Annotated in this window: 20 protein-coding genes; 12 read left to right on the forward strand and 8 right to left on the reverse strand. The window is 67.5% G+C overall.

Annotated features, from left to right (window positions below; all coding sequences use genetic code 11):
• From HWX87_RS32020 to HWX87_RS32030, 3 genes are all read left to right on the forward strand, one after another.
• The coding region (locus HWX87_RS32020; protein ID WP_176050952.1) for a 4Fe-4S dicluster domain-containing protein at positions 1–555 on the forward strand (555 nt) is incomplete at its 5' end.
• Positions 556–603: 48 nt separating this feature from the next.
• The gene (gene bktB / locus HWX87_RS32025) at positions 604–1,797 is read left to right on the forward strand and encodes a beta-ketothiolase BktB (RefSeq protein WP_176050953.1); all 1,194 of its coding nucleotides are present in this window, start codon (positions 604–606) and stop codon (positions 1,795–1,797) included.
• Positions 1,798–1,835: 38 nt separating this feature from the next.
• Positions 1,836–2,690 carry a 3-hydroxybutyryl-CoA dehydrogenase gene (locus HWX87_RS32030; protein ID WP_176050954.1) on the forward strand — a complete coding sequence of 285 codons (855 nt, stop codon included), beginning with the start codon at positions 1,836–1,838 and terminating at the stop codon, positions 2,688–2,690.
• 62 nt (positions 2,691–2,752) lie between these two features.
• On the opposite strand, the gene HWX87_RS32035 is transcribed toward HWX87_RS32030, so the two are convergent.
• Positions 2,753–3,418: a TetR/AcrR family transcriptional regulator gene (locus HWX87_RS32035; RefSeq protein ID WP_176050955.1), complete on the reverse strand. Its 666-nt coding sequence runs from the start codon at positions 3,416–3,418 to the stop codon at positions 2,753–2,755.
• Positions 3,419–3,512: 94 nt separating this feature from the next.
• Here HWX87_RS32035 and HWX87_RS32040 point away from each other — a divergent pair, with 94 nt between their 5' ends.
• The 5 genes from HWX87_RS32040 (at position 3,513) to HWX87_RS32060 (ending at position 8,909) form a co-directional block, all read left to right on the forward strand.
• Positions 3,513–4,337 carry an NmrA family transcriptional regulator gene (locus HWX87_RS32040; RefSeq protein WP_176050956.1) on the forward strand — a complete coding sequence of 275 codons (825 nt, stop codon included), beginning with the start codon at positions 3,513–3,515 and terminating at the stop codon, positions 4,335–4,337.
• Between the two features lie 2 nt (positions 4,338–4,339).
• Complete coding sequence (locus tag HWX87_RS32045) at positions 4,340–4,825, forward strand: anthrone oxygenase family protein (RefSeq protein ID WP_176051060.1); 486 nt, start codon at positions 4,340–4,342, stop codon at positions 4,823–4,825.
• 330 nt (positions 4,826–5,155) lie between these two features.
• Positions 5,156–6,667, forward strand: a complete 1,512-nt coding sequence (locus HWX87_RS32050) for a caspase family protein (RefSeq protein ID WP_176050957.1) — start codon at positions 5,156–5,158, stop codon at positions 6,665–6,667.
• Between the two features lie 63 nt (positions 6,668–6,730).
• A complete protein-coding gene (locus HWX87_RS32055; RefSeq protein ID WP_176050958.1) occupies positions 6,731–8,347 on the forward strand; it encodes a C1 family peptidase in 1,617 nt (538 codons plus the stop codon).
• Positions 8,348–8,351: 4 nt separating this feature from the next.
• Entirely contained in the window at positions 8,352–8,909 is a 558-nt protein-coding gene (locus tag HWX87_RS32060; RefSeq protein WP_176050959.1) for an OmpA family protein, read from the forward strand.
• Between the two features lie 21 nt (positions 8,910–8,930).
• On the opposite strand, the gene HWX87_RS32065 is transcribed toward HWX87_RS32060, so the two are convergent.
• Positions 8,931–9,731: a helix-turn-helix transcriptional regulator gene (locus HWX87_RS32065; protein ID WP_176050960.1), complete on the reverse strand. Its 801-nt coding sequence runs from the start codon at positions 9,729–9,731 to the stop codon at positions 8,931–8,933.
• A 90-nt stretch (positions 9,732–9,821) separates the two neighbouring features.
• Here HWX87_RS32065 and HWX87_RS32070 point away from each other — a divergent pair, with 90 nt between their 5' ends.
• Both HWX87_RS32070 and HWX87_RS32075 read left to right on the forward strand, forming a co-directional pair.
• Positions 9,822–10,730, forward strand: coding sequence for a DMT family transporter (locus HWX87_RS32070; RefSeq protein WP_176050961.1), 909 nt, complete (start codon positions 9,822–9,824; stop codon positions 10,728–10,730).
• Positions 10,727–11,689 carry an ATP-binding protein gene (locus HWX87_RS32075; protein WP_176050962.1) on the forward strand — a complete coding sequence of 321 codons (963 nt, stop codon included), beginning with the start codon at positions 10,727–10,729 and terminating at the stop codon, positions 11,687–11,689. Before HWX87_RS32070 ends, HWX87_RS32075 begins: the two co-directional genes overlap by 4 nt.
• An 8-nt stretch (positions 11,690–11,697) precedes the next feature.
• Here HWX87_RS32075 and HWX87_RS32080 read toward each other — a convergent pair whose 3' ends face one another.
• Positions 11,698–12,564: a DUF2071 domain-containing protein gene (locus tag HWX87_RS32080; RefSeq protein ID WP_176050963.1), complete on the reverse strand. Its 867-nt coding sequence runs from the start codon at positions 12,562–12,564 to the stop codon at positions 11,698–11,700.
• 181 nt (positions 12,565–12,745) lie between these two features.
• Between HWX87_RS32080 and HWX87_RS32085 the strand changes: the two genes are divergently transcribed.
• Complete coding sequence (locus tag HWX87_RS32085; protein ID WP_176050964.1) at positions 12,746–14,320, forward strand: serine hydrolase; 1,575 nt, start codon at positions 12,746–12,748, stop codon at positions 14,318–14,320.
• Positions 14,321–14,333: 13 nt separating this feature from the next.
• On the opposite strand, the gene deoC is transcribed toward HWX87_RS32085, so the two are convergent.
• Positions 14,334–15,014 carry a deoxyribose-phosphate aldolase gene (gene deoC, locus HWX87_RS32090; protein WP_176050965.1) on the reverse strand — a complete coding sequence of 227 codons (681 nt, stop codon included), beginning with the start codon at positions 15,012–15,014 and terminating at the stop codon, positions 14,334–14,336.
• Positions 15,015–15,160: 146 nt separating this feature from the next.
• On the opposite strand from deoC, the gene deoR reads away from it, so the two are divergent.
• Positions 15,161–15,931 carry a DNA-binding transcriptional repressor DeoR gene (deoR, locus tag HWX87_RS32095; protein ID WP_059242175.1) on the forward strand — a complete coding sequence of 257 codons (771 nt, stop codon included), beginning with the start codon at positions 15,161–15,163 and terminating at the stop codon, positions 15,929–15,931.
• Between the two features lie 34 nt (positions 15,932–15,965).
• Here deoR and HWX87_RS32100 read toward each other — a convergent pair whose 3' ends face one another.
• The 4 genes from HWX87_RS32100 to HWX87_RS32115 all read right to left on the reverse strand — a co-directional run bounded on the left by HWX87_RS32100 (position 15,966) and on the right by HWX87_RS32115 (position 20,331).
• A complete protein-coding gene (locus HWX87_RS32100; RefSeq protein ID WP_176050966.1) occupies positions 15,966–17,018 on the reverse strand; it encodes an aldose 1-epimerase family protein in 1,053 nt (350 codons plus the stop codon).
• A gap of 2 nt (positions 17,019–17,020) precedes the next feature.
• Complete coding sequence (gene fucP / locus HWX87_RS32105) at positions 17,021–18,394, reverse strand: L-fucose:H+ symporter permease (RefSeq protein WP_176050967.1); 1,374 nt, start codon at positions 18,392–18,394, stop codon at positions 17,021–17,023.
• A gap of 40 nt (positions 18,395–18,434) precedes the next feature.
• Positions 18,435–19,361 carry a ribokinase gene (rbsK, locus tag HWX87_RS32110; RefSeq protein ID WP_176050968.1) on the reverse strand — a complete coding sequence of 309 codons (927 nt, stop codon included), beginning with the start codon at positions 19,359–19,361 and terminating at the stop codon, positions 18,435–18,437.
• Positions 19,362–19,665: 304 nt separating this feature from the next.
• The gene (locus HWX87_RS32115; protein ID WP_176050969.1) at positions 19,666–20,331 is read right to left on the reverse strand and encodes a hypothetical protein; all 666 of its coding nucleotides are present in this window, start codon (positions 20,329–20,331) and stop codon (positions 19,666–19,668) included.
• Positions 20,332–20,334 lie beyond the last annotated feature (3 nt).

The following is a 20,334-nucleotide window of genomic DNA, read 5'->3' on the forward strand; positions in this document are numbered from 1 at the left end:
GAGCTCAACGCGTACCCGGATGCCTTCAAGCAGTCGTGGCTGTACACGGAGCTGTACCGCGCGCGCAACTTCAAGCAGTGGATGGCGAAGGGCCTGTACCTGGGCACGCTGATGGTCGGGCTCGAGCAGAAGGTGATGGGCGGCAACGTGCCGTGGACGCTGCACCACAAGCATGCGGACCACGAGATGCTGAAGCCGGCGTCGCAATGCGAGCCGATCGAATACCCGAAGCCGGACGGCAAGCTGACGTTCGACCGGCTGTCGTCGGTGTTCATCTCGAACACGAATCACGAAGAGAACCAGCCGGCGCACCTGACGCTGAAGGATGCGAACGTGCCGGTGAACGTGAACCTGCGCACGTATGCGGGGCCGGAGGGGCGCTTCTGCCCGGCGGCGGTGTACGAGTTCGTGAAGAACGACGACGGCAGCGACCGGCTGGTGATCAACGCGCAGAACTGCGTGCACTGCAAGACCTGCGACATCAAGGACCCGACGCAGAACATCGTGTGGGTCACGCCGGAAGGCGGCGGCGGGCCGAATTACCCGAACATGTAACGCAACGCATCCCCGCGCCTGCGGGCGCGAACGAACCGGAGTGAGACGATGAGCAATGCAGCGAAAGAAGTCGTGGTGGTGAGCGGTGTCCGTACCGCGATCGGTGATTTCGGCGGCAGCCTGAAGGATTTCTCGCCGACCGATCTCGGCGCGAAGGTGGTCGCCGAAGTGCTGTCGCGCGCGAACGTGTCGGGCGATGCGGTCGGCCACGTCGTGTTCGGCCACGTCGTGAACACCGAGCCGAAGGACATGTATCTCGCGCGCGTCGCGGCGATCAACGGCGGTGTCGCGCAGCATGCGCCGGCGCTGACCGTGAACCGCCTGTGCGGCTCGGGCCTGCAGGCGATCGTGTCGGCCGCACAGACGATCATGCTCGGCGATGCCGACGTCGCGATCGGCGGCGGCTCGGAGAGCATGAGCCGCGCACCGTACACCGTGCCGGCCGCGCGCTTCGGCCAGCGCATGGGGGACGGCAAGCTCGTCGACATGATGCTCGGCGCGCTGCACGACCCGTTCCAGACGATCCATATGGGCGTGACGGCCGAGAACGTCGCACGCAAGTACGACATCTCGCGTGACGCGCAGGATGCGCTGGCGCTCGAATCGCATCGTCGCGCGGCGCGCGCGATCGCGGAAGGGCGCTTCAAGGATCAGATCCTGCCGATCGCGATCCGCACGAAGAAGGGCGAGGTTGCGTTCGACACCGACGAGCACGTGCGTCACGATGCGAGCGTCGACGATTTCTCGAAGCTGAAGCCGGTGTTCGCGAAGGAAAACGGCACCGTGACGGCCGGCAATGCATCGGGCATCAACGATGCGGCGGCAGCCGTGCTGATGATGAGCGCGGACGCTGCGCGCGCACAGGGCGTGAAGCCGCTCGCGCGCCTCGTCGCGTATGCGCACGCCGGTGTCGACCCGGCATACATGGGCATCGGCCCGGTGCCGGCCACGCAGAAGGCGCTCGAACGCGCGGGCCTGAAGATCGGCGATCTCGACGTGATCGAGGCGAACGAGGCGTTCGCCGCGCAGGCGTGCGCCGTTACGCAGGAGCTCGGCCTCGATCCCGCGAAGGTCAACCCGAACGGCTCGGGCATCTCGCTCGGTCATCCGATCGGTGCGACCGGCGCGCTGATCACGGTGAAGGCGCTGTATGAGTTGAAGCGCATCGGCGGGCGTTACGCGCTCGTGACGATGTGTATCGGCGGCGGCCAGGGCATTGCAGCGATCTTCGAGAACATCTGATAATCGACTGCTCAGCACCCGAACACACAGGAACTTTCATGTCCATCGAAATCGTCGGCGTCGTGGGCGCCGGAACCATGGGTAACGGCATCGCGCAAACCGCGGCCGTTGCCGGACTCAACGTCGTGATGATCGACGTCAGCGACGCCGCGCTCGAGAAAGGCGTCGCGACGCTGAAGGGCAGCCTCGAGCGGCTCGTGTCGAAGGACAAGCTCGACGCGGCCGCACGCGATGCGGCGCTGGCGCGCATTACGACGTCGACCGACTACGCGAAGCTCGCATCGGTCGACATCGTGATCGAGGCCGCGACCGAGAACGTCGAGCTGAAGGGCCGCATCCTGAAGCAGATCGAGGCCGTCGCGCGTCCGGACGCGATCATCGCGACCAACACGTCGTCGATCTCGATCACCGCGCTCGCGGCACTCCTTGCCGATCCGTCGCGTTTCCTCGGCATGCACTTCTTCAACCCGGTGCCGCTGATGCCGCTCGTCGAGATCATCCGCGGGCTGCAGACGAGCGATGCGACCGCGTCGGCCGTGCGCGCGCTGACCGAGCGTTTCGACAAGTCGCCGATCGGCGTGCGCAATTCGCCGGGCTTCGTCGTGAACCGGATCCTCGTGCCGATGATCAACGAAGCGTTCTTCGTGCTGGCTGAAGGCATTGCGTCGGCCGAGGAGATCGACGCGGGGATGAAGCTCGGTGCGAATCACCCGATCGGGCCGCTCGCGCTGGCCGACCTCGTGGGCCTCGACGTGTGTCTCGCGGTGATGGACGTGTTCCTGAAGGACTTCGGCGATCCTAAATATCGTGCCTGCCCGCTGCTGCGCGAGATGGTGACGGCCGGGCGGCTCGGGCGCAAGACCGGGCGCGGGGTGTACGACTACGGCAAGTAAGCGGCGAATCATGCCACTTCGCGCGGCCGCCTTCGGGCGGCCGCGTGCATTGAGCGGCGCGGTTACGCGTCGAGCACCGCCAGATCCCGCGGCAGCGTGTGCTTGAACATCGCGAGGATCTGCCGCGCAGCCTTCGGCGGCAGCATGATGGCGTGACGCACGGCCGCCGCGATCTGGATCATCATCAGCTCGGCGAACGCGCTCCGTTGCGCGCGGGTCGTGTCGGGCGCCACTTCCCCCAACGCATCCGCGAACAGGCCGGCCAGGAACTCGCCGTCTGCCTGGTCGAGTGCCTGCAGCGCGCGGTCGGCTTGCGTCGCACGCCAGATGTCGCGCATCAGCGGCTCGTCGACGAACATCCGGTAGTAGCTGTCCGTGATGCGGGCGAGCGTGCCGTGCAGGTCGTCGAGCGTCTTCATCGTCGCGAGGTCGCGCCGTACGCATTCGTGCCCGGCCTCGTTGTAGCGCTCCGCAAGCGTGCCGATCACGGCCGCCTTGTCCGGAAAGTACTGATACAGCGAACCGAACGAGATGCCCGTGCGCTCGACGATGTCGCTCATCCGGAACGCATCGCAGCCTTTCTCGATCATCACCTCCGACGCGCACGCGAGGATGCGCTCGAACCGCTCGCGGCTGCGCTGCTGCGTCGGGACGAGCCGCGCGCGCGCCGGCGCGTCCGCTCCCGCCGCTGCGGGCTCGCTGTTCTGCCCCGATTTTTGTCGGCCCATGCCGCCTCCGGAAAAACTTGACCTTGCTAATGCGAGAGTCTATCGTGTTTTTGAAACACGAGACATTCTCGTATTTTTGTCAAAGGAGACGCACATGTCGGCACTTCCCATCCTCATCGTCGGCGGTTCGGGCAAGACGGGCGCCCGCGTCGATGCACGGCTGCGCGCGCGCGGCTTCGCGACGCGGCCCGTGTCGCGCACGTCGGCCATCCGCTTCGACTGGACGGCGCCCTCGACCTGGCCGGCCGCGCTCGATGGCGTGTCGGCGGCGTATGTGACGTACCAGCCCGATTTGTCCGTTGCAGGCGCGGTGGAAACGATCGCCGCGTTTGCGCGGCTCGCGCGGGAAAGCGGCGTCGAGCGCGTCGTGCTGTTGTCCGGGCGCGGCGAGCCCGGTGCGCAGGCGGCCGAGGCGGCGCTGCAGGCGTCGGGCATCGGCTGGGGTGTCGTGCGCGCAAGCTGGTTCAACCAGAACTTCTCGGAGGGCTACCTGATCGACGGCGTGCTGGCCGGTGAAGTCGCGCTGCCGGCGGGCGCCGTGCGCGAGCCGTTCGTCGATGCGGACGACATCGCCGATGTGGCCGTGGCGGCGCTTACCGATGCGCGGTGCGCGGATCGCGTGATCGAAGTCACGGGCCCGCGCGCGCTGACGTTTGCCGAAGCCGTCGGCGAAATCGCGCGTGCCGCCGGGCGGCCGATCGCCTATCGCGAGATTCCGCCCGATGCGTTCGTCGCGGGGCTGCGTGAGGTCGGCGTACCGCAGCCGGTCGTCGAACTGCTCGACGATCTGTTCCGCGTGGTGCTCGACGGGCGCAACAGCGCGGTGGCGCACGGCATCGAAGAGACGCTCGGGCGGCCGGCGCGCGATTTCGCCGACTATGCGCGTGCGACAGCCGCAACCGGCGTGTGGAGCGCATGACCATGATCGCGTTCGTGACTTCCGCGCTGCTGTGGGGTTCGGCCGTCGGCTGCGGGTTGATGGCCGGCGTGTACTTCGCGTTCTCGACGTTCGTGATGACGTCGCTCGGACGGATCGCGCCGCAGGCCGGCGCGGCCGCGATGAAGGCGATCAATGTCGACATCGTGCGGTCGCCGTTCATGCCGCTGTTTCTTGGCACGACGCTGATGGCGCTCGCGCTCGTCGTGATCGCGCTGTTCGATCGCGACCGGCCGGGCGCGATGGCCGCCGCCGCGGGTGGCGTGCTCTATGTGTTCGGCATGTTCGCGGTGACGATGGCCGTCAACGTGCCGCTCAACGACGCGCTTGCCGCGGCCGATCCGGCGACCGCGCAAGGCGTGGCGCAGTGGACGCGCTACGTGCACGACTGGACGATGTGGAATCACGTGCGCACGGTTGCGTCGGCGGCTGCGTGCGTGTGCTTCGTCGCGGGGATTGCGGCGCGGTAGCGGCAAGGCGCGCGAGGCGCGCCAAGGTCGGCTCAATAGGGACCGTATCACCCTCAATCGTCAGGATATTGAGGCATCGCAATCCCGCCACATTGGCGAAACACCCGATTTGAACGGGGCGGGATTTCCCCGGATGATAAGCGGACAACCATCAGGCACGCGAACGATCGCGTGACGGGGACGCCCCGGGGAGGTGCCGTGAACGGAATCGTCAGACCATTCGCGCGAATCGCGGCGCCGGCGCCGGCGCCGGCCCCGGCCGCGCGCTAGGCGAAGGGGAACGGCATGCGACCGTGTTTGCGATCCCGATTCGATCCGCGGCGTCGTGTGATGCTCGGCCGCTTGTCGGCGCTTGCGGCGCTCCCGTGGCTCGATGGTCCGGTCGCGCATGCGGCGCTTCGCGATGCGCCGCGCGCCGCGCTCGTGATCGGCAATGCCGCGTATCCGCGCGCCGCGCTCGATAATCCCGTCAACGATGCCACCGCCATCGCGGATGCGCTGGGCGGACTCGGCTTTTCGGTCGACCGCCGGCTCGACGCGGGCCGCCAGCCGATGGTCGATGCGATCGGCGAATTCTGCGCGAAGGTCGAACGCACGCAATCCGTCGCACTTTTCTATTTCGCCGGGCACGGGATGCAGATCGACTGGCGCAACTACCTGCTGCCCGTCGACGTCAAGCTTGCGCGTGCGGACGACGTGGTGCGACAGTCCGTCGACGTCGCGACGCTGCTCGGCGGCCTCGGCAAGGCGAACAATCCGATGAGCGTCGTGATTCTCGACGCATGCCGCGACAACCCGTTCGGCGGGGCGGGCAAGACGGGCGCGGGACTGAGCCAGATGGACGCGCCGTCCCGCACGTTGCTTGCATATGCGACCGCGCCCGGCAACGTCGCGTCGGACGGCGATGGCCGAAACGGCCTCTACACGGAGAACCTGTTGAAGGAGATCGTGCGCACGGGCGTGCAGATCGAGGACGTGTTCAAGCGTGTGCGGCTGTCGGTGCGGCAGCGCTCGCAAGGGCGGCAGATTCCGTGGGAGAGCACGTCGCTCGAAGACGATTTCTTCTTCGTGCCGCCGCCTGACGTGCATGTGCCGACGCAGGCGGAGCGCGATGCGGCATTCGGACGGGACCGCGACGACTGGCAGGCGGCGCAGCAGCTCGGCACCGCGCAGGCGATCTTCGCGTACCTGAAGGCGCATCCGAACGGACATTTCAGTGAAATTGCCCAGGCCGAGCTGGATCGTCTGCTGGCCGAGAGCGGCGAGCAACGGATCCGGGTTCAGACTTCGTCCGCGAATCCATACAGCCAGGGCAGCGCGGAAGCCGGCAGGATCGCGCTCGGCGACCGTTACGTTTACCGGTTCATCGATCGTCTTCATCAGGGCGAGCGGGTGTTCGTGCATCGCGTGACGCGTATCGCCGGCGACCGGATCGAATTCAACGGCGGCAAGTTCGTGACCGACCTGCTCGGCAATCCGCGCCGCGAGGCCGACGGCGGCCTGCTCGGCGACAACCAGCTGTTCGCGAGCGAGTACTCGATCGGCAAGGAATGGATCACGCGTTTCGACTACACGTTTCCGAACGGCAAGGTGGACGTCGTCGAACTGACATGCAGGGTGGTCGCGCGCGAGACGATCGACGTGCCGGCCGGCCGGTTCGACACGTTTCGGGTCGAGGCGAACGGCTGGCGGCTCTACGCACCGTCGCGACGCACACGCACGTACTGGGTCGCGCCTGGCAAGGTGCCGCGCTTCATCGCGATCGATACGGTGAACTACGACCGGCACGGCATCATGTCCGAAAGCGAGCGTCGCGAACTGATGTCGTTCACGAAAACGTGACACACGCATCCGGCCGCGCACCGTGAACGCGCGCACGGCATCCGGTTGTCGAGGACTCTGATCATGTGCCATCGCCTCCGTTTCACCATCGCGTGCATACTGCTTGCGGCCGCGGTGCGGCCGGTGTCCGCGCAGACCAGTCATGCGACGGGGCTTGTCGACGATCCGCCCGCCGTGCTCGCGGCCGTGCCGCGCCAGCCCGCTTATCGCGCATACCTGCCACCGCGCTCGGATTTCACCCGCTATTTCCCGCTCGTGCGCTCGCAGGGCGAGCAGGGTTCGTGCACGGCCTGGGCGACCGGCTACAACGCGCTCAGCGCGGCCTTCAACCTGCAACTCGAACGGCAGGGCGCGGCGGCCGGCGAGCGGCGTCGCGTGGCCTTCAGCCCGGCCTACCTGTTCAACCTGCTGCATCGCGGCCGCTGCGAGGGCGGCACGTCGGTCACGGCCGCGCTCGATGCGATTCACGACAACGGACTCGTCACGTTCGACGGCTTGCCGTACGATCCGAAGGCGTGTTCCGCGCTGCCCGACGACCTGCGCATGCGCGATGCGCGCAGCAACCGACTGCTCACCTACAGCCTGATCGACAAGGACGATCGGGACGTCCTCGAGAAGATCCGCGGCGCGGTATTCGCACGCAAGCCGGTCGTGATCGGGATCTACTCGGGCGATATCACGAGCGCGCTGCAGCGGTATCGCGGCGGGGTCTTCCGCGACGTGCTGCCGAAGGAGAATGCGCACGCGATGGTCATCGCCGGCTATGACGACGCGAGCCAGACATTCACCGTCGTCAACTCGTGGGGCGAGCGCTGGGGCGAACAGGGGCTGTTGCGCATCGACTACCAGACGCTGCTCGCGAACTTGTCGAACGGCCCGTTCGTCATCGACGAAATCGATCCGGACGGGATTCGGCGGTTGCTGGCTGCCGCGCATGTCGAACCCGAGCCGCCGGTGCCGCCTCCCGCGCCGCCGGTGATTCGGCAGAACGCGTCGCCCGATGTGCTGCGCGATGCGATCCGGCGCCGCGTGGACAAACTGCAGTGCGCGCACGTCGATGCCGGTGTGGCGGCCGACCGAAGCGTGGCGCTCACGGGCTTCGTCGGCTCGCAGGGCGATCTCGATGCGTTGCTGAAGGCTGTCGCCGCGATGCCGGACGCAGGGCACGTCGACAATCGCGTGACCGTGCATCCGTGGCCGCAGTGCGAGGTCTACCTGAGTTTCGATCAGGGGCTGCGCCATGCGGGTGGGCTCGACGTGAAGGCGGTCGGGCATCCGGCCGAGCACTATCGGGAAGGCGATTCGCTCGCGCTGCAGGTGACGAGCCCCGGTTATCCGAGCTACCTGTATGTTGCGTACCTGCAGGCGAGCGGCGAAGTCGTCTATCTGAGCTGGCCGGAAGGCGCATCGCCGCGCCCCGTGCCGCCGCGCAGCCGGCTCGTGTTCGGCGGCGGCAGAAACGGTCAGCCCGTGTATCGCGTCGCGAAACCCTTTGGCGACGAGATCGTCGTCGTGATCGCGTCGCGGCGGCGGCTCGTCGCGGGCGCGCTGCCCGACAGGGAGGTCGATCGCGAATTCCTGACGAAATTCCGGATGCCGCTGCTCGACCCCGATTCGGCCTCCGCGCGCGACGCGGTGGCGGTTGCCGTGTTGCCGCTGAAGACGGTGGCGAAGGAGTGAACGCATGAAGACGATGCTTGCCGCGCGTGTCGCGGCCTGCCTGTGGTGCACCGGCGGGTTCGCCGCATTGCCGGCGCATGCCGGCGATGCCGCCGACATGCGCCCGTCTGCCGCCGACATCGTGCAGCAGCTTGCGCCGCATGGCGCGAGCCGCAGCTTGCGCGGCATCGTCGTCGAACGGGCACCGGTGCGCACTCAGGATGACATGCCGGGGCCGTCCGTGAACCTCGCGATCCAGTTCGAGTTCTCGTCGGCCCGCTTCACGCCGGGCAGCCGGGTGCTGCTCGACAACCTCGGTCATGCGCTGAGCGACGACGCGCTCGCGCACGCCCGGTTCCGGATCGTCGGGCACACCGACGCGTCGGGCAACGCGAGCGCGAATCTCGCGCTGTCGAGGCGGCGCGCGCAGGCCGTTGCGGACTACCTCGTGTCGAGCTTCGGGATCGACGGCACGCGGCTCGCGGTCGAGGGCGTGGGCAGTGCACGGCCGAAAGACCCGGCGCATCCGCGCGCGGCCGTGAACCGGCGGGTTGAAGTCGTGAATCTCGACGGCGGCGAGTGAGCCGGGCCGGGGTGACCCGCGCTACGCATAAAACGCCGACGGCGACACGCCGAAGTGCCGCTTGAACATCGCGGAGAACGCGCTCTGGCTGCTGTAGCCGTGATCCATCGCGACGGTCACTACCTTCTCGCCGTGCGCAAGCCGCTTGAGCGCGAGCAGCAGCCGCGCCTGCTCGCGCCAGCGGCGGAAGCTGAGCCCCGTCTCGCGCCGGAACGCGCGATGCAGCGTGCGGACCGACAGGCCGAGCAGGTTGGCCCATTCGGCGATCGTGCGCAGGTCGTCGGGCGCGGCGACGAGCGTGTCGCAGATCGTCCGCAGGCGTGCATCGTGCGGCCATGGCAGGTACAGTGGCAGCAGCGGCGCGACCGTCACCTCGGCGAGCAGCAGGTGCATCAGGTGATCGTGGCGCGAGCCCGGCGCGTAGTCGAGCGGCACGTCGACCGCGGCGAGGATCAGCTCGCGCAACAGCGGATGCACTTCCACGACGCAACTGCGCGCGGGCAGGTGCTCGACCGCGCCCGGTTCGACGAACACCGTGCGCATCTGCACGTCGCCGCTCATCTGCACCGTATGGTCGAGGCCGGCTTCGAGCCATACGCCGCGCGTCGGCGGCACGACCCACGACGCGCCTTCCGACTGCACGTGCATCACGCCCTCGATCGCATAGAGAAGCTGCGCGCGGCGGTGGTGGTGCGTCGGGATCGACGTGCCGTGCGCGTACGCCGCCGCCATGGCCGACACGGGCATCGGCGTCGATTCGTAGCGCAGGTGCGCAAGCGGCTGGGTGGACTCGAATGTCCGATTGGCGATAAGTCCTGACATTTTGGCGTGAGACAGGCAGTGGGCGGGCGGGCACGATGGCGTTCCGATTCACGCCAGATTCCCTGTCAGGATATTAATCCGTCAAACGCGATGAACAAGTCTCCTTTTCTGTTTCCCTTCTGCGCGATCGCGCTGTGGGCCGGCAACGTCGTGGTGTCGAAGCTGTCTGCGTCGACGATCGACCCGTCGGCCATTACGTTCTACCGGCTGCTGCTGGCGGTCGCGCTGATGAGCGTCTTCACGCTGGCTCCCGCGTGGCGCAATCGCGCGGTGCTCGTCGCGCACCTGCCGAAGCTCGCGGTGCTGGGCTTTCTCGCGATGGCGCTGTTCCAGAGCCTGTCCTACGAGGCCGCGAGGACGACCAGCGCGACCAACATGGCGATCATCACCGCGCTCGTGCCGCTGATGACGATGGTGCTCAGTTCGCTGCTGCTCGGCGACCCGCCGGGCGCGGGCATGATCGGCGGCGGGGTGCTGTCGCTCGCGGGTGTCGTCTACCTGATCGCCGAAGGGCACCCGACGGCGATCGCCGCGCGAGGCGTGCACGTGGGCGACCTGCTGATGCTGGCCGCGTCGGCCGCGTATGCGCTGTACGGCGTGCTGCTCAAGCGCTGGCGCATCGGCGCGCTGCCGGCATGGCAGTCGACCTACGTGCAGGCGCTGGCCGCGCTCGTGTTCATGCTGCCGATGCTGCTGCGGTTGCCCGCGCAGGCCGCATGGCCGACGCGCGCGAGCGTGCCGCTGATCCTGTACGCCGGCGTGCTGGCGTCGGTGGTGCTGCCGTATCTGTGGATGCAGGGCGTGCGGCTGCTCGGCCCGAGCCGCTGCGCGATGTTCATGAACCTGCTGCCGCTGATGACGGCCGGCGGCGCGATCGTGTTGCTCGGCGAATCGCTGCGGCTGTATCACCTGATCGGCGGCGGTGTCGCGCTCGTCGGCGTGGCGATCGCGCAGCGGTTCCCGTTCCAGGCAAGTGCGTCGCAAGGTGTCCGTCAATGAGCGCCGATTTCGACATGCCGGACCTGATTGCCGCGCGGCCGGATGCGCGTGTGCCCGTTGCCGACCCGTCGCTGTCCCGCCAGCTCGAACGGATCGCGACCGCGCTCGAAGCGATGGCGCACACCGGGCAGCCGGTGGCCGTCGATTTCGATGCGGCCGTCGCGTTTCGCTGGCGCGGCTTCGGCGGCGGCCCTCGAACGGCGCCGCTCGAACCGATCGCCACGCCCGCGCTCGCCGGGTTCGACGCGCTGCGCAACGTCGGCCGGCAGGCGGCGATCGTCGAACGGAACACGCGGCAGTTCGTGCGCGGGTTCGCGGCCAATCACGTGCTGCTGACCGGCGCGCGCGGCACCGGCAAGTCGTCGATCGTGAAGGCATGCCTGCACGCGTTCGCCGCGCACGGGTTGCGGCTGATCGAGGTCAGCAAGGAAGGGTTGAACGACCTGCCGGCGATCGTCGAGCTGGTGCGCGCGCGGCCCGAGCGCTACATCGTGTTCTGCGACGACCTGTCGTTCGAGGCCGGCGAGACCGGCTACAAGGGGCTGAAGACGGTGCTCGACGGTTCGGTCGCGAGCGACCTGTCGAACGTGCTGGTGTACGCGACCTCCAATCGCCGCCACCTGATGCCCGAGCAGGCGAGCGACAACGCGAACGTGACGCGTGCGGAGAACGGCGAGCTGCATCCGGGCGACGCGGTCGAGGAACGGATTTCGCTGTCGGAGCGTTTCGGGATCTGGGTCACGTTTTACGGCTTCACGCAGGACGAGTACCTGGCCGTGGTCGAGAGCCGTCTCGGCGCGGCCGGCTTCGATGGCGAGCAGATCCGCGCCGCGCGCGAGCCCGCACTGCAGTGGGCGTTGGAACGCGGCGCGCGCTCGGGCCGGATCGCCGTGCAGTTCGCGCGCGATTACGCGGGGCGGCTCGCGGACGAAGATTCACCCGGGCACCGGCCCGGCTGAATGTCGCGCTACAGCAAGCGCTCGGACAGTACGCGGAATGCGACGTCTGGGACGACGAAGCACATCGGTTCGCCGGTGGCGCCGATGCGTGCGAGGAAATCGCCGCCGCCGGTGGGGCCGACCGTCTTCAGCGGCCGGACCGCATCGATGTCGATCGGCAGGTCGATCGATGCATAGGCAAGACGGTCGCAGTCCTCGACATGCGCGATGGCCGCGTGCTGAAGCGACAGGGACGCGATGGCCGCGCGCCAGTCGCTGAAGAACGGCGCGAATGCGGCGGGCAGCGTTCGGTCGTCCGACGCTTCGGCCGTGCAGCGGAAGTCCGGCGCGCTGCCGCCGCCGCTGGCCAGCAGCGTGTCGTAGCGGCCGTCTCGCACCCCATGCGTGAAGCGCCGCGCCAGATGCGACGGCAGCGCGTCGCTGAAGAGCCGGCTGCCGAGCGCATAGAGCGGGTGGTCGAACACGTTCTTCACGAACAGCACGGTGCGATCGGCTGGCTTGCCGTCCGGCAGCGCGTCGACGTAGAGCCGCCAGTTGCTCTGCAGCGGCGACGGAAACACGCGCCGCAGCGGGCCGGCGAGACGCGGGCCGAAGTGCCGGTGCGCATAGGTAAGCGTCGTGAACAGCGTGCGGCCGTCGCGGCTCGCGAGCGTGACGCCGCGCGGCACGAGATGCGCAACGGCGTCGACATCGACGACCCATGTGCAATACACGACGTGCTCGACGTCGCTCGCGAGCTGCAGGAACGGCAGTCGCGACAGCAGCGCGCGGCGTGCGCGCAGCAGCGGGCCACTCGCGACGATCCGGTTGGCGAGCCGGCCGGCGATGCCGGCGGACGGGTAAACGAAGGTGTTGTCGTAGCGCATGAGCGGCATTGTGCCGGGGTTACGGCATGGAATGAAGATGGTGTGCGACGACGATCGGCGCCACGCCCGGGTATTGTGGGATTCGTGCGGTGCAGGCATATTGTCCGGGCGATCGGGGCCGGGCCGTGCCGGATCGCGTCGGAGATCAAAAAAACAGAACACGCACGCACCAATCCACGGGGTTTGCATCATGACCGACTCTCTCGATCGCAGGCGCTTCCTCAAGACGGTATTCGGCTCGGCACTGGGCCTCGGCGGCTTCGGCATGCTGCAGGCATGCGGTGGCGATTCGGTGTCGGCTGATCCGCTCGCGCCGGTGTCCGACGCACGGATCGCGGCGGCCGTCGTACAGCTCGATCCGCTCGTGAGCGCGTTGCTCGGCAGCTCGGGCGTGCCTGGCATCGCGGTAGCTGTCGCGCACGGCGGGAAGACGCTGTTCGCGAAGGGTTACGGCGTGTGCAGCACTGCCACCGGCCAGCCTGTCGACGCCGATACGATCTTTCAGCTTGCCTCGGTCTCGAAGTCGATCGGCGCGACGGTCGTTGCGTCGCAGGTCGGCAAAGGTGTCGTGAGCTGGGACACGCGGATGCAGCAGCTGATGCCGTCGTTCGCGCTGTCCGACCCGTCGGTCACACAGTCGCTGACGGTCGCCGACCTGTATGCGCACCGTTCGGGCCTGCCGGAGCATGTCGGCGATCAGCTCGAGGAACTCGGGTTCGACCGGGCAACCGTGTTCAACCGGTTGCGCGAGATCCCGCTCGTCGGCTACCGAAGCCATTACGCGTATACGAACATTGGCCTGACAGCCGCGGCGATCGGCGTCGCGAATGCGGCCGGCATCGACTGGGCGACGCTGTCGGAGCAGGCCGTTTATGCGCCACTCGGGATGACGCGCACGAGCTCGCGATACGCGGACTACCAGGCGAGCGCGAACCATGCGGTCGGGCACGTGCCCGTCAATGGCGTGTTCGTGCCGGTCACGGCGCCGCGCGATGCCGACCTGCAATCGCCGGCAGGCGGCGTGAGCTCGTCGGTCAACGATCTCGCACGATGGATGACGATGGTGCTGGCCAACGGCCGCGCCGGCGCGACGCAACTGATCCCCGCCGCCGCGCTGTCGCCCGCACTGTCGGCGCAGATCCTGATCCACCCGGCGAGCGCGGACGGCGCCGCCGCGTACTACGGCTACGGCTTCAACGTCGGCACGACCGCTGACGGCGGGCGGCCGATGGTCAGCCACTCCGGCGGCTTCCTGCTGGGCGCCGGAACCTTCTTCGTGCTCGTGCCGTCGCTCGACATCGGCATTGCGGTGCTGACCAACACCTGGCCGGTCGGCGTGGCGGAGGCGATCGGTTTCGCCTTCCTCGACCTGGTCCAGTACGGTGCGCAGCAACGGGACTGGGCTGCCTTCGCGAAGGAACAGACGGCCCCGCTGACCGCGCCGGCCGGGTCGCTGGCCGGTGTCGCCGCTCCCATGTCGCCTGCGCCGCCGCAAGCGCTGACCGCCTATGCCGGCACCTACGGCAACGACTACTACGGGCCGATGACGGTGAGCGTCGTCAACAACGCGCTGGTGCTGACGATCGGTGCCGGCAACGTGTCGTTCGCGTGCACGCACTGGGACGGCGATACGTTCGCGATCAGCCCGTCGGGTGAAATGGCGCCGCCCGGTTCGAAATATGCGCTCACGTTCGCCGGCACACCGCCAACGCGCGTGACGGCCGAACTGTTCAGCGACGGCGGGTTGAACGTCTTCACCCGCTGACGCCGGCGCCGGTTCAGTACCCCGACTCGCTGCCGCCCTGGTCGGTGACGATCGCGACTCCCGAGCTCGTGCCGAGCCGCGTCGCGCCGGCCTCGATCATCGCGAGCGCGGCCGCGCGGTCGCGCACGCCGCCCGATGCCTTCACACCGAGCACCGGGCCGACCGTGCGGCGCATCAGCGCGACATCCGCGAGCGTCGCGCCGCCGTGACCGAACCCGGTCGACGTCTTCACGAACGCGACGCCGAGATCGCGGCACATCTCGCACACGCGCACCTTCTCGTCGTCGGTCAGCAGCCCCGTTTCGAGGATCACCTTGAGCGGCACCGCACCGCATGCGCGGTGCACGGCTTCGATGTCGGCCTTCACGTCGTCGGCGCGGCCGCTCTTCAGCGCGCCGAGGTTGATCACCATGTCGATTTCGCCGGCGCCCGCCGCGATCGCGGCGGTGGCTTCAAATGCCTTCGCGGCCGACAGCCCCGCGCCGAGCGGAAAACCCACCACGGCGCAGACGAGCACGCCGGTATCGGCCAGCTCGCGTGCGGCGAGCGGCACGTTCGCCGAATTCACGCAGACCGAGTAAAAGCGATGCTCGGCCGCCTGGCGGCAGAGTTCGCGGATCTGCGCGTCGCTCGCGTCGGGCGCGAGCAGCGTGTGATCGATGGTTTGGGCGAGTTGGGCGTTGGAAAGCGGCATGTGTCAGGACTCCACGGTTCGTGTGCCGGAAGGGCACACGGAAAGTTGATGTTTTCACATCGGTTTGTTACAAATACGACATTCCGGCCGGGCCTGTGCGCCCGGCACGACACGCGACGGATGTGACGGGTACGCAGGATACTGGCATGGAAACGAAGAAGGGCGAACGGATCAAGACATTGATGAACGTGCTGCAAGGGCAGAACGCGATTCATCTGAAGGAAGTGGCCGAGCTGTTCGGCGTGTCCGAGATGACGATCCGCCGCGATCTCGCGGACAATCCGCACGGCCTCAGCCTGATCGGCGGCTATGTGACGCGCCATTTCGCCGCGCAGCGCAGCGACATCGGCGAATACCTGATCAGCGCGGAGAACAACCGGCAGACCGAGGAGAAGCGCCGCATCGGCAAGCTGGCCGCGCAGTTCGTGACGACCGGCGACACGATCTTCGTCGACTGCGGCTCGACCACGCCGTTCATCGTCGATTTCATCCCGGACGACCTCGAGTTCACGGCGGTCTGCAACTCGCTGAACGTGTTCGCGAAGCTGCAGCAGAAGCCGCATTGCAACGTGATCCTGTGCGGCGGTGCGTATCACCGCCAGAACATGGTGTTCGAATCGGTCGCCGAAACGGGCATCCTCGATTCGGTGCGCGTGTCGAAGGCATTCATCTCGGCAGCTGGCGTCAGCGATCGCTGCGGCGTCACGTGCTTCAATTTCCACGAAGTCGACGCGAAGAAGAAGGTGATGGCGCGCGCGCAGAACCGCTTTCTGCTCGTCGACCACACGAAGTTCGACGAAGTGCGCGCGGCCTATTTCGCCGAACTGACCGATTTCAACTACGTGATCTCCGACGGGCAACTGAGCCGCCGCTACGAAACGGCGATTCGCGAACACGGGATCGCGCTCGTGACCTGACGCCGCGCGAGCGGCCTTCGCGCTTTGCATCGCATCAAGCATCGCGTGCTTCCGCTGCGCTCAGGTAGCCGGTGAGCACGTCGAAGCGTCGCGTCGCGCCCGGTGCGAGCGTCGCGACATGGCCCTTGCGGCGTTCGGCTTCATATCCCTCCGGCTCGCAGGTCGACGGCAGCGCGAACGCGGCGACCTGCTGGTCCGCGTTGTGCAGGATCCAGCGCGTCGCATGCGGGAATTGCCCGGGGCGGTAGGCGGTGTGGAAGGCGCCGCCGTCCGGATGCGCGAGCCGGAAATGCGCGACGCCGTCGGCGTCGGTTTCCACGCCGTTCATGAAGAACACGATCTCGGGGTCGTACAGCGCAGGCGTATCGAGCGTCGTGAGCCGTTCCGGCTCGCGTGCGAGCGTGGCCGTGTAGTCACGCCACGCGGCGGTCGGCTTGACGTGCGCGGGCACGCTGTCGCGCAGCCGCAACCCGCCGCGCGACAGCGATTGCACGAAGCGGCCGCCCGGCACGTACGCGTAGTTCAGGTGGGCCATGTACATCAGGTCCATCGGCGTGCCGCCGAGATTCGTCACGTCCATCGCGATCGTCATCTGCGCGTCGTGTTCGGCGAGCCGCACCGACGGGCGCGCGACATAGTGGCTGCCGAAGCCCTGCACGTACTCATATTCGCCGGTCACTTCGACGATTGCGCCGCGCGCATCCGTGCCGACGACGAGGCTCGCACGGTCCATCGGTGCGCACGGCATTTCGCCATGCAGCGCATGCGTGTCGTCCGGCCCCGGGCAGCCGTTGCGCAGCAGCCCGCTGTGGAACATGAAGCAGCCGTAGGTGTCGATGATCGACGCCGCGCGCTTCGGCTGCCGGAACATGTGCTTCATCGTCAGGTCGTGGCCGTCGAATTCGGCGGCCCAGATCATCTGGCCGAGATACGGCAGCACGACGAGATGGCCGCGGCGGTTTTCGAGCTTCAGCGCCTCGACGCCGGACGGATACGCGAACGCGGTGACGGTGAGGCCGTCGGTGCGGTACAGCGTGCGCGGGGTTTCGCGGAAGTCGTCGCGCCGCAGTTCGATCTCGCCTCGCATGCTCACGCTCCGGACGTGTTGCGCGACGCGGCGTAGCGCGCCGGCGCGCGGCCGTCGGCGGCTGCGTCGGGCGTTGCGGCCGGCAGGTGGCGCAGGCAGTAGAAGCCGTAGTAGACGATCACGACGAAGCACGCGAGCGGCACGACGAACGCGAGCTGCATGTTGCCGCCGGTGTGGTCGGAGATCAGCCCCTGGATCAGCGGCACGACCGCGCCGCCGACGATGCTCATCACGAGGATCGAGCCGCCGTATTCGGTGTCCTTGCCGAGACCGTCGATCGTCAGGCCGTAGATCGTCGGCCAGCACGGGCCGAGGAACACGCTCACGCCCACGGCCGCATAAACGGCCGTGATGTTGTGCACGCTGATCGTGTACGCGAGCAGCGCGATGCACAGGATGCCGTAGACGATCAGCACCTTGGCCGGGCCGACGCGCTTCATGACGAGCGTCGCGACCAGCTTGCCGACGAAGAACGCGAAGAACGTCGCGAGCAGGTAGTGCGACGCACCGCGCTCGGTGAGGCCGCCGATCTGCATCGCGAGCCGGATCGTGAAGCTCCACACGCCGACCTGCGCGCCGACATACAGGAATTGCGCGACCACGCCCGCGACGAAGCGCCGGTTGCCGAACAGGCGCGCAAGCGTGCCGCGCGCGTCGATCCGGTGCGTGACCGCGCCGGGCCCGTTGCCCTTGCAGGCCGGGTAGGGCGTGAGCGCGAACACGATGAACACGGCGACCAGCACGACGATCAGCCATTTGTACGGCTCGAGCGTGGCCTGGATCATCGCGAGCTGGTGCACGTGCGCTTCGGCGGCCGACATCGCCGCGAGCTGCGCATGCGACGCGTCGCCTTCCTTGAAGATCAGGAGGCTGCCCATGTAGACGCCGGCCATTGCGCCGAACGGATAGAACGTCTGCGAGATGTTCAGCCGCCGCGTGCTGGTGTCGCGCGGGCCCATCAGCGTCGAGTACGAGTTCGACGCCGTTTCGAGGAACGACAGGCCCGCGGCGATCACGAACAGCGCGACGAGGAACATCCCGTATTTCGCCATCGACGCAGCAGGGAAGAACAGCAGGCAGCCGGTCGTGTAGAGCAGCAGGCCGACGAGGATCGTCGTCTTGTAGCTGAACTTCTTCACGACGGTCGCGGCCGGAATCGCGAGGAAGAAGTAGCCGAGATAGAACGCGGACTGCACGAATGCCGATTCGAAATCGGACAGGAAGAACGATTTCTTGAACTGCGCGATCAGCACGTCGTTCAGGTTCGCGGCGGTGCCCCACAGCGCGAACAGGCAGCACAGCAGCGTGAACGCGAAGAGCGGCGTGCGGTTCAGGTAATAGCCGTCGGGTGTGTGTTCGATCCTGGCTCGGCTCATGGGTGTCTCCTTCCCAATGTCTCGTCGATGAAGGCGCCGTTCAGAGGCCGGCGTCGTGGAGGAAGCGTTCGAACGTCGCGGCGTCGGCGTACGACTTCTGCGTGCCGAGGCCCGTGACGGAGTGCGCGGCATACGCGGACGCGTAGCGCATTGCGTCGACGGCATCGCGCGACCTGGCGTAGCAGCGCGCGAAGCAGCCGATGTAGGCGTCGCCCGCGCCCGTCGTGTCGCGCGCGTCAACCGGGACGCCCGGCACGTGCCGCACGCCGTCGCGCGAGACGAGCAGCGAACCGTTGCTGCCGAGCGTGACGAGCACGTGCTTCAGCCCGCGCGCGACCAGCGCTTCGGCGGCGCGGGTGGCGCTCTCGCGCGAATCGACCGGCATGCCCGACACGATCGCGAGCTCGGTTTCGTTCGGCACGAAGAATTCGACCGAGCGGATCCGTTCGAAATCGAGGTCGGCCACCGCGGGCGCGGGGTTCAGCAGCACCGGGATGCCGTGCCGCGCGCCGAATTCGACCGCGTGATAGACGGTGTCGAGTTCGATCTCGAGCTGCAGCACGATCAGTGCGCATTCGGCGAGCGCCGGCGCGGCCGCGTCGATGTCGGCCGGCTTCAGGTGGCGGTTCGCGCCCTTGACGATCAGAATGCTGTTGCTCGAATCGGGTTCGACGAAGATCGGCGCGACGCCGCTCGGCACGCCGGCGACCTTGCGCACGTGCGTGGTGTCGATCCCTTCGCGCTCGAAGTTGCGGATGGTGTTGTCGGCGAACACGTCGTCGCCGACCTTCGTGACCATCACGACGCGCGCACCGAGGCGCGCGGCCGCGACGGCCTGGTTCGCGCCCTTGCCGCCGCAGCCGAGTTCGAAATTCGGCGCCTCGAGCGTTTCGCCCCGGGCGGGCATGCGCGCGACATAGGTCACGAGGTCGACCATATTGCTGCCGATGACGGCGATTGTCTCCATCTGCGTCTCTTCCTTGGTATGAGGTGGGCCGCGCGCGTGGTCGTCGGCGGCCGCAACAGGTGATAATAAAATAACATAAAATGTGAAAATGCAATCTTGTGATGTTAGTGGGGTCACTTTCGGAGCCAGGGAACGGGCGGGCAATTCGGCCGGGAATGGGGGGGGCAGCGCGACGCTTCATCAGATGTCGCTTGAGACCGATGAGGCTGTCCCTGTTTTCACGGCAAGCCGTACATGCGGGAAGCCGAGCCCCGCGAGCGCGGCGACGACGAGGAGGGGTTCGCGCGAACGGGTGCGGTGACGCTTACGCGTATGCGTCGATCAGCGTGTCGAGATTGCGTTGCGCGAGCGGAGCGAGCGCCGCAAATTCCGCCGATTGAAACAGCGGAGTCTGTCCGCGCAGATGTTCGAGCGCCTGCTTGCGGCCGGCGCGGAAGGCGGCCGACGGCGCATCGGGATCCTGCGCCCATTCGCGTGCGATCGCGCGATCGTATTCGCGCAGCCGGTCGGGCGTAGCCGCAAGGATCGCGAGATCGGCATCGAGAAAGCGTTGTCCGGCGCGCTGCAGCGCCGGATCGACCGCGAATGTTTCGGGCAACCGGTGCGATTTCGTGGCGAGCACGAGATCGTGTGCGACGGACACGTGCAATGCGTGCGCATGCCGCCAGGATTCCGCGCAGTGTTCGTTCGTGACCTGCACGAGCCATGTCGCGCTATGTGATTCGTTATGCGAATAATCTGGAAGTGTCGTTGCGTAGACGACATCGTGTGCCCAGACGGCGAGTTCGATTGCCGGCCACAGCGGGTCCGAGCGATACGGCGCGAGATGCGCGAACAGTTCCACCAGATGCGAGAGCGTGTGGTAGAAGCGCTGCGGCTCGCCGTATGCGCGCTCGACGAGCGGCCAGACGGCGGCCGTGCCGAAGCAGGCATCGCAGGATGGGCGCAGTGCGAGGGTGATGTCGTTCATGCC

The sequence above is a fragment of the Burkholderia sp. BCC1644 genome (assembly GCF_902833225.1).
Lineage (GTDB): Bacteria > Pseudomonadota > Gammaproteobacteria > Burkholderiales > Burkholderiaceae > Burkholderia.

Coding starts and splice junctions, on each gene's coding strand:
- bktB (WP_176050953.1), top strand. CDS start 604: ATGAGCAATGCAGCGAAAGAAGTCGTGGTGGTGAGCGGTGTCCGTACC.
- HWX87_RS32030 (WP_176050954.1), top strand. CDS start 1,836: ATGTCCATCGAAATCGTCGGCGTCGTGGGCGCCGGAACCATGGGTAAC.
- HWX87_RS32035 (WP_176050955.1), bottom strand. CDS start 3,418: ATGGGCCGACAAAAATCGGGGCAGAACAGCGAGCCCGCAGCGGCGGGA.
- HWX87_RS32040 (WP_176050956.1), top strand. CDS start 3,513: ATGTCGGCACTTCCCATCCTCATCGTCGGCGGTTCGGGCAAGACGGGC.
- HWX87_RS32045 (WP_176051060.1), top strand. CDS start 4,340: ATGATCGCGTTCGTGACTTCCGCGCTGCTGTGGGGTTCGGCCGTCGGC.
- HWX87_RS32050 (WP_176050957.1), top strand. CDS start 5,156: ATGCTCGGCCGCTTGTCGGCGCTTGCGGCGCTCCCGTGGCTCGATGGT.
- HWX87_RS32055 (WP_176050958.1), top strand. CDS start 6,731: ATGTGCCATCGCCTCCGTTTCACCATCGCGTGCATACTGCTTGCGGCC.
- HWX87_RS32060 (WP_176050959.1), top strand. CDS start 8,352: ATGAAGACGATGCTTGCCGCGCGTGTCGCGGCCTGCCTGTGGTGCACC.
- HWX87_RS32065 (WP_176050960.1), bottom strand. CDS start 9,731: ATGTCAGGACTTATCGCCAATCGGACATTCGAGTCCACCCAGCCGCTT.
- HWX87_RS32070 (WP_176050961.1), top strand. CDS start 9,822: ATGAACAAGTCTCCTTTTCTGTTTCCCTTCTGCGCGATCGCGCTGTGG.
- HWX87_RS32075 (WP_176050962.1), top strand. CDS start 10,727: ATGAGCGCCGATTTCGACATGCCGGACCTGATTGCCGCGCGGCCGGAT.
- HWX87_RS32080 (WP_176050963.1), bottom strand. CDS start 12,564: ATGCCGCTCATGCGCTACGACAACACCTTCGTTTACCCGTCCGCCGGC.
- HWX87_RS32085 (WP_176050964.1), top strand. CDS start 12,746: ATGACCGACTCTCTCGATCGCAGGCGCTTCCTCAAGACGGTATTCGGC.
- deoC (WP_176050965.1), bottom strand. CDS start 15,014: ATGCCGCTTTCCAACGCCCAACTCGCCCAAACCATCGATCACACGCTG.
- deoR (WP_059242175.1), top strand. CDS start 15,161: ATGGAAACGAAGAAGGGCGAACGGATCAAGACATTGATGAACGTGCTG.
- HWX87_RS32100 (WP_176050966.1), bottom strand. CDS start 17,018: ATGCGAGGCGAGATCGAACTGCGGCGCGACGACTTCCGCGAAACCCCG.
- fucP (WP_176050967.1), bottom strand. CDS start 18,394: ATGAGCCGAGCCAGGATCGAACACACACCCGACGGCTATTACCTGAAC.
- rbsK (WP_176050968.1), bottom strand. CDS start 19,361: ATGGAGACAATCGCCGTCATCGGCAGCAATATGGTCGACCTCGTGACC.
- HWX87_RS32115 (WP_176050969.1), bottom strand. CDS start 20,331: ATGAACGACATCACCCTCGCACTGCGCCCATCCTGCGATGCCTGCTTC.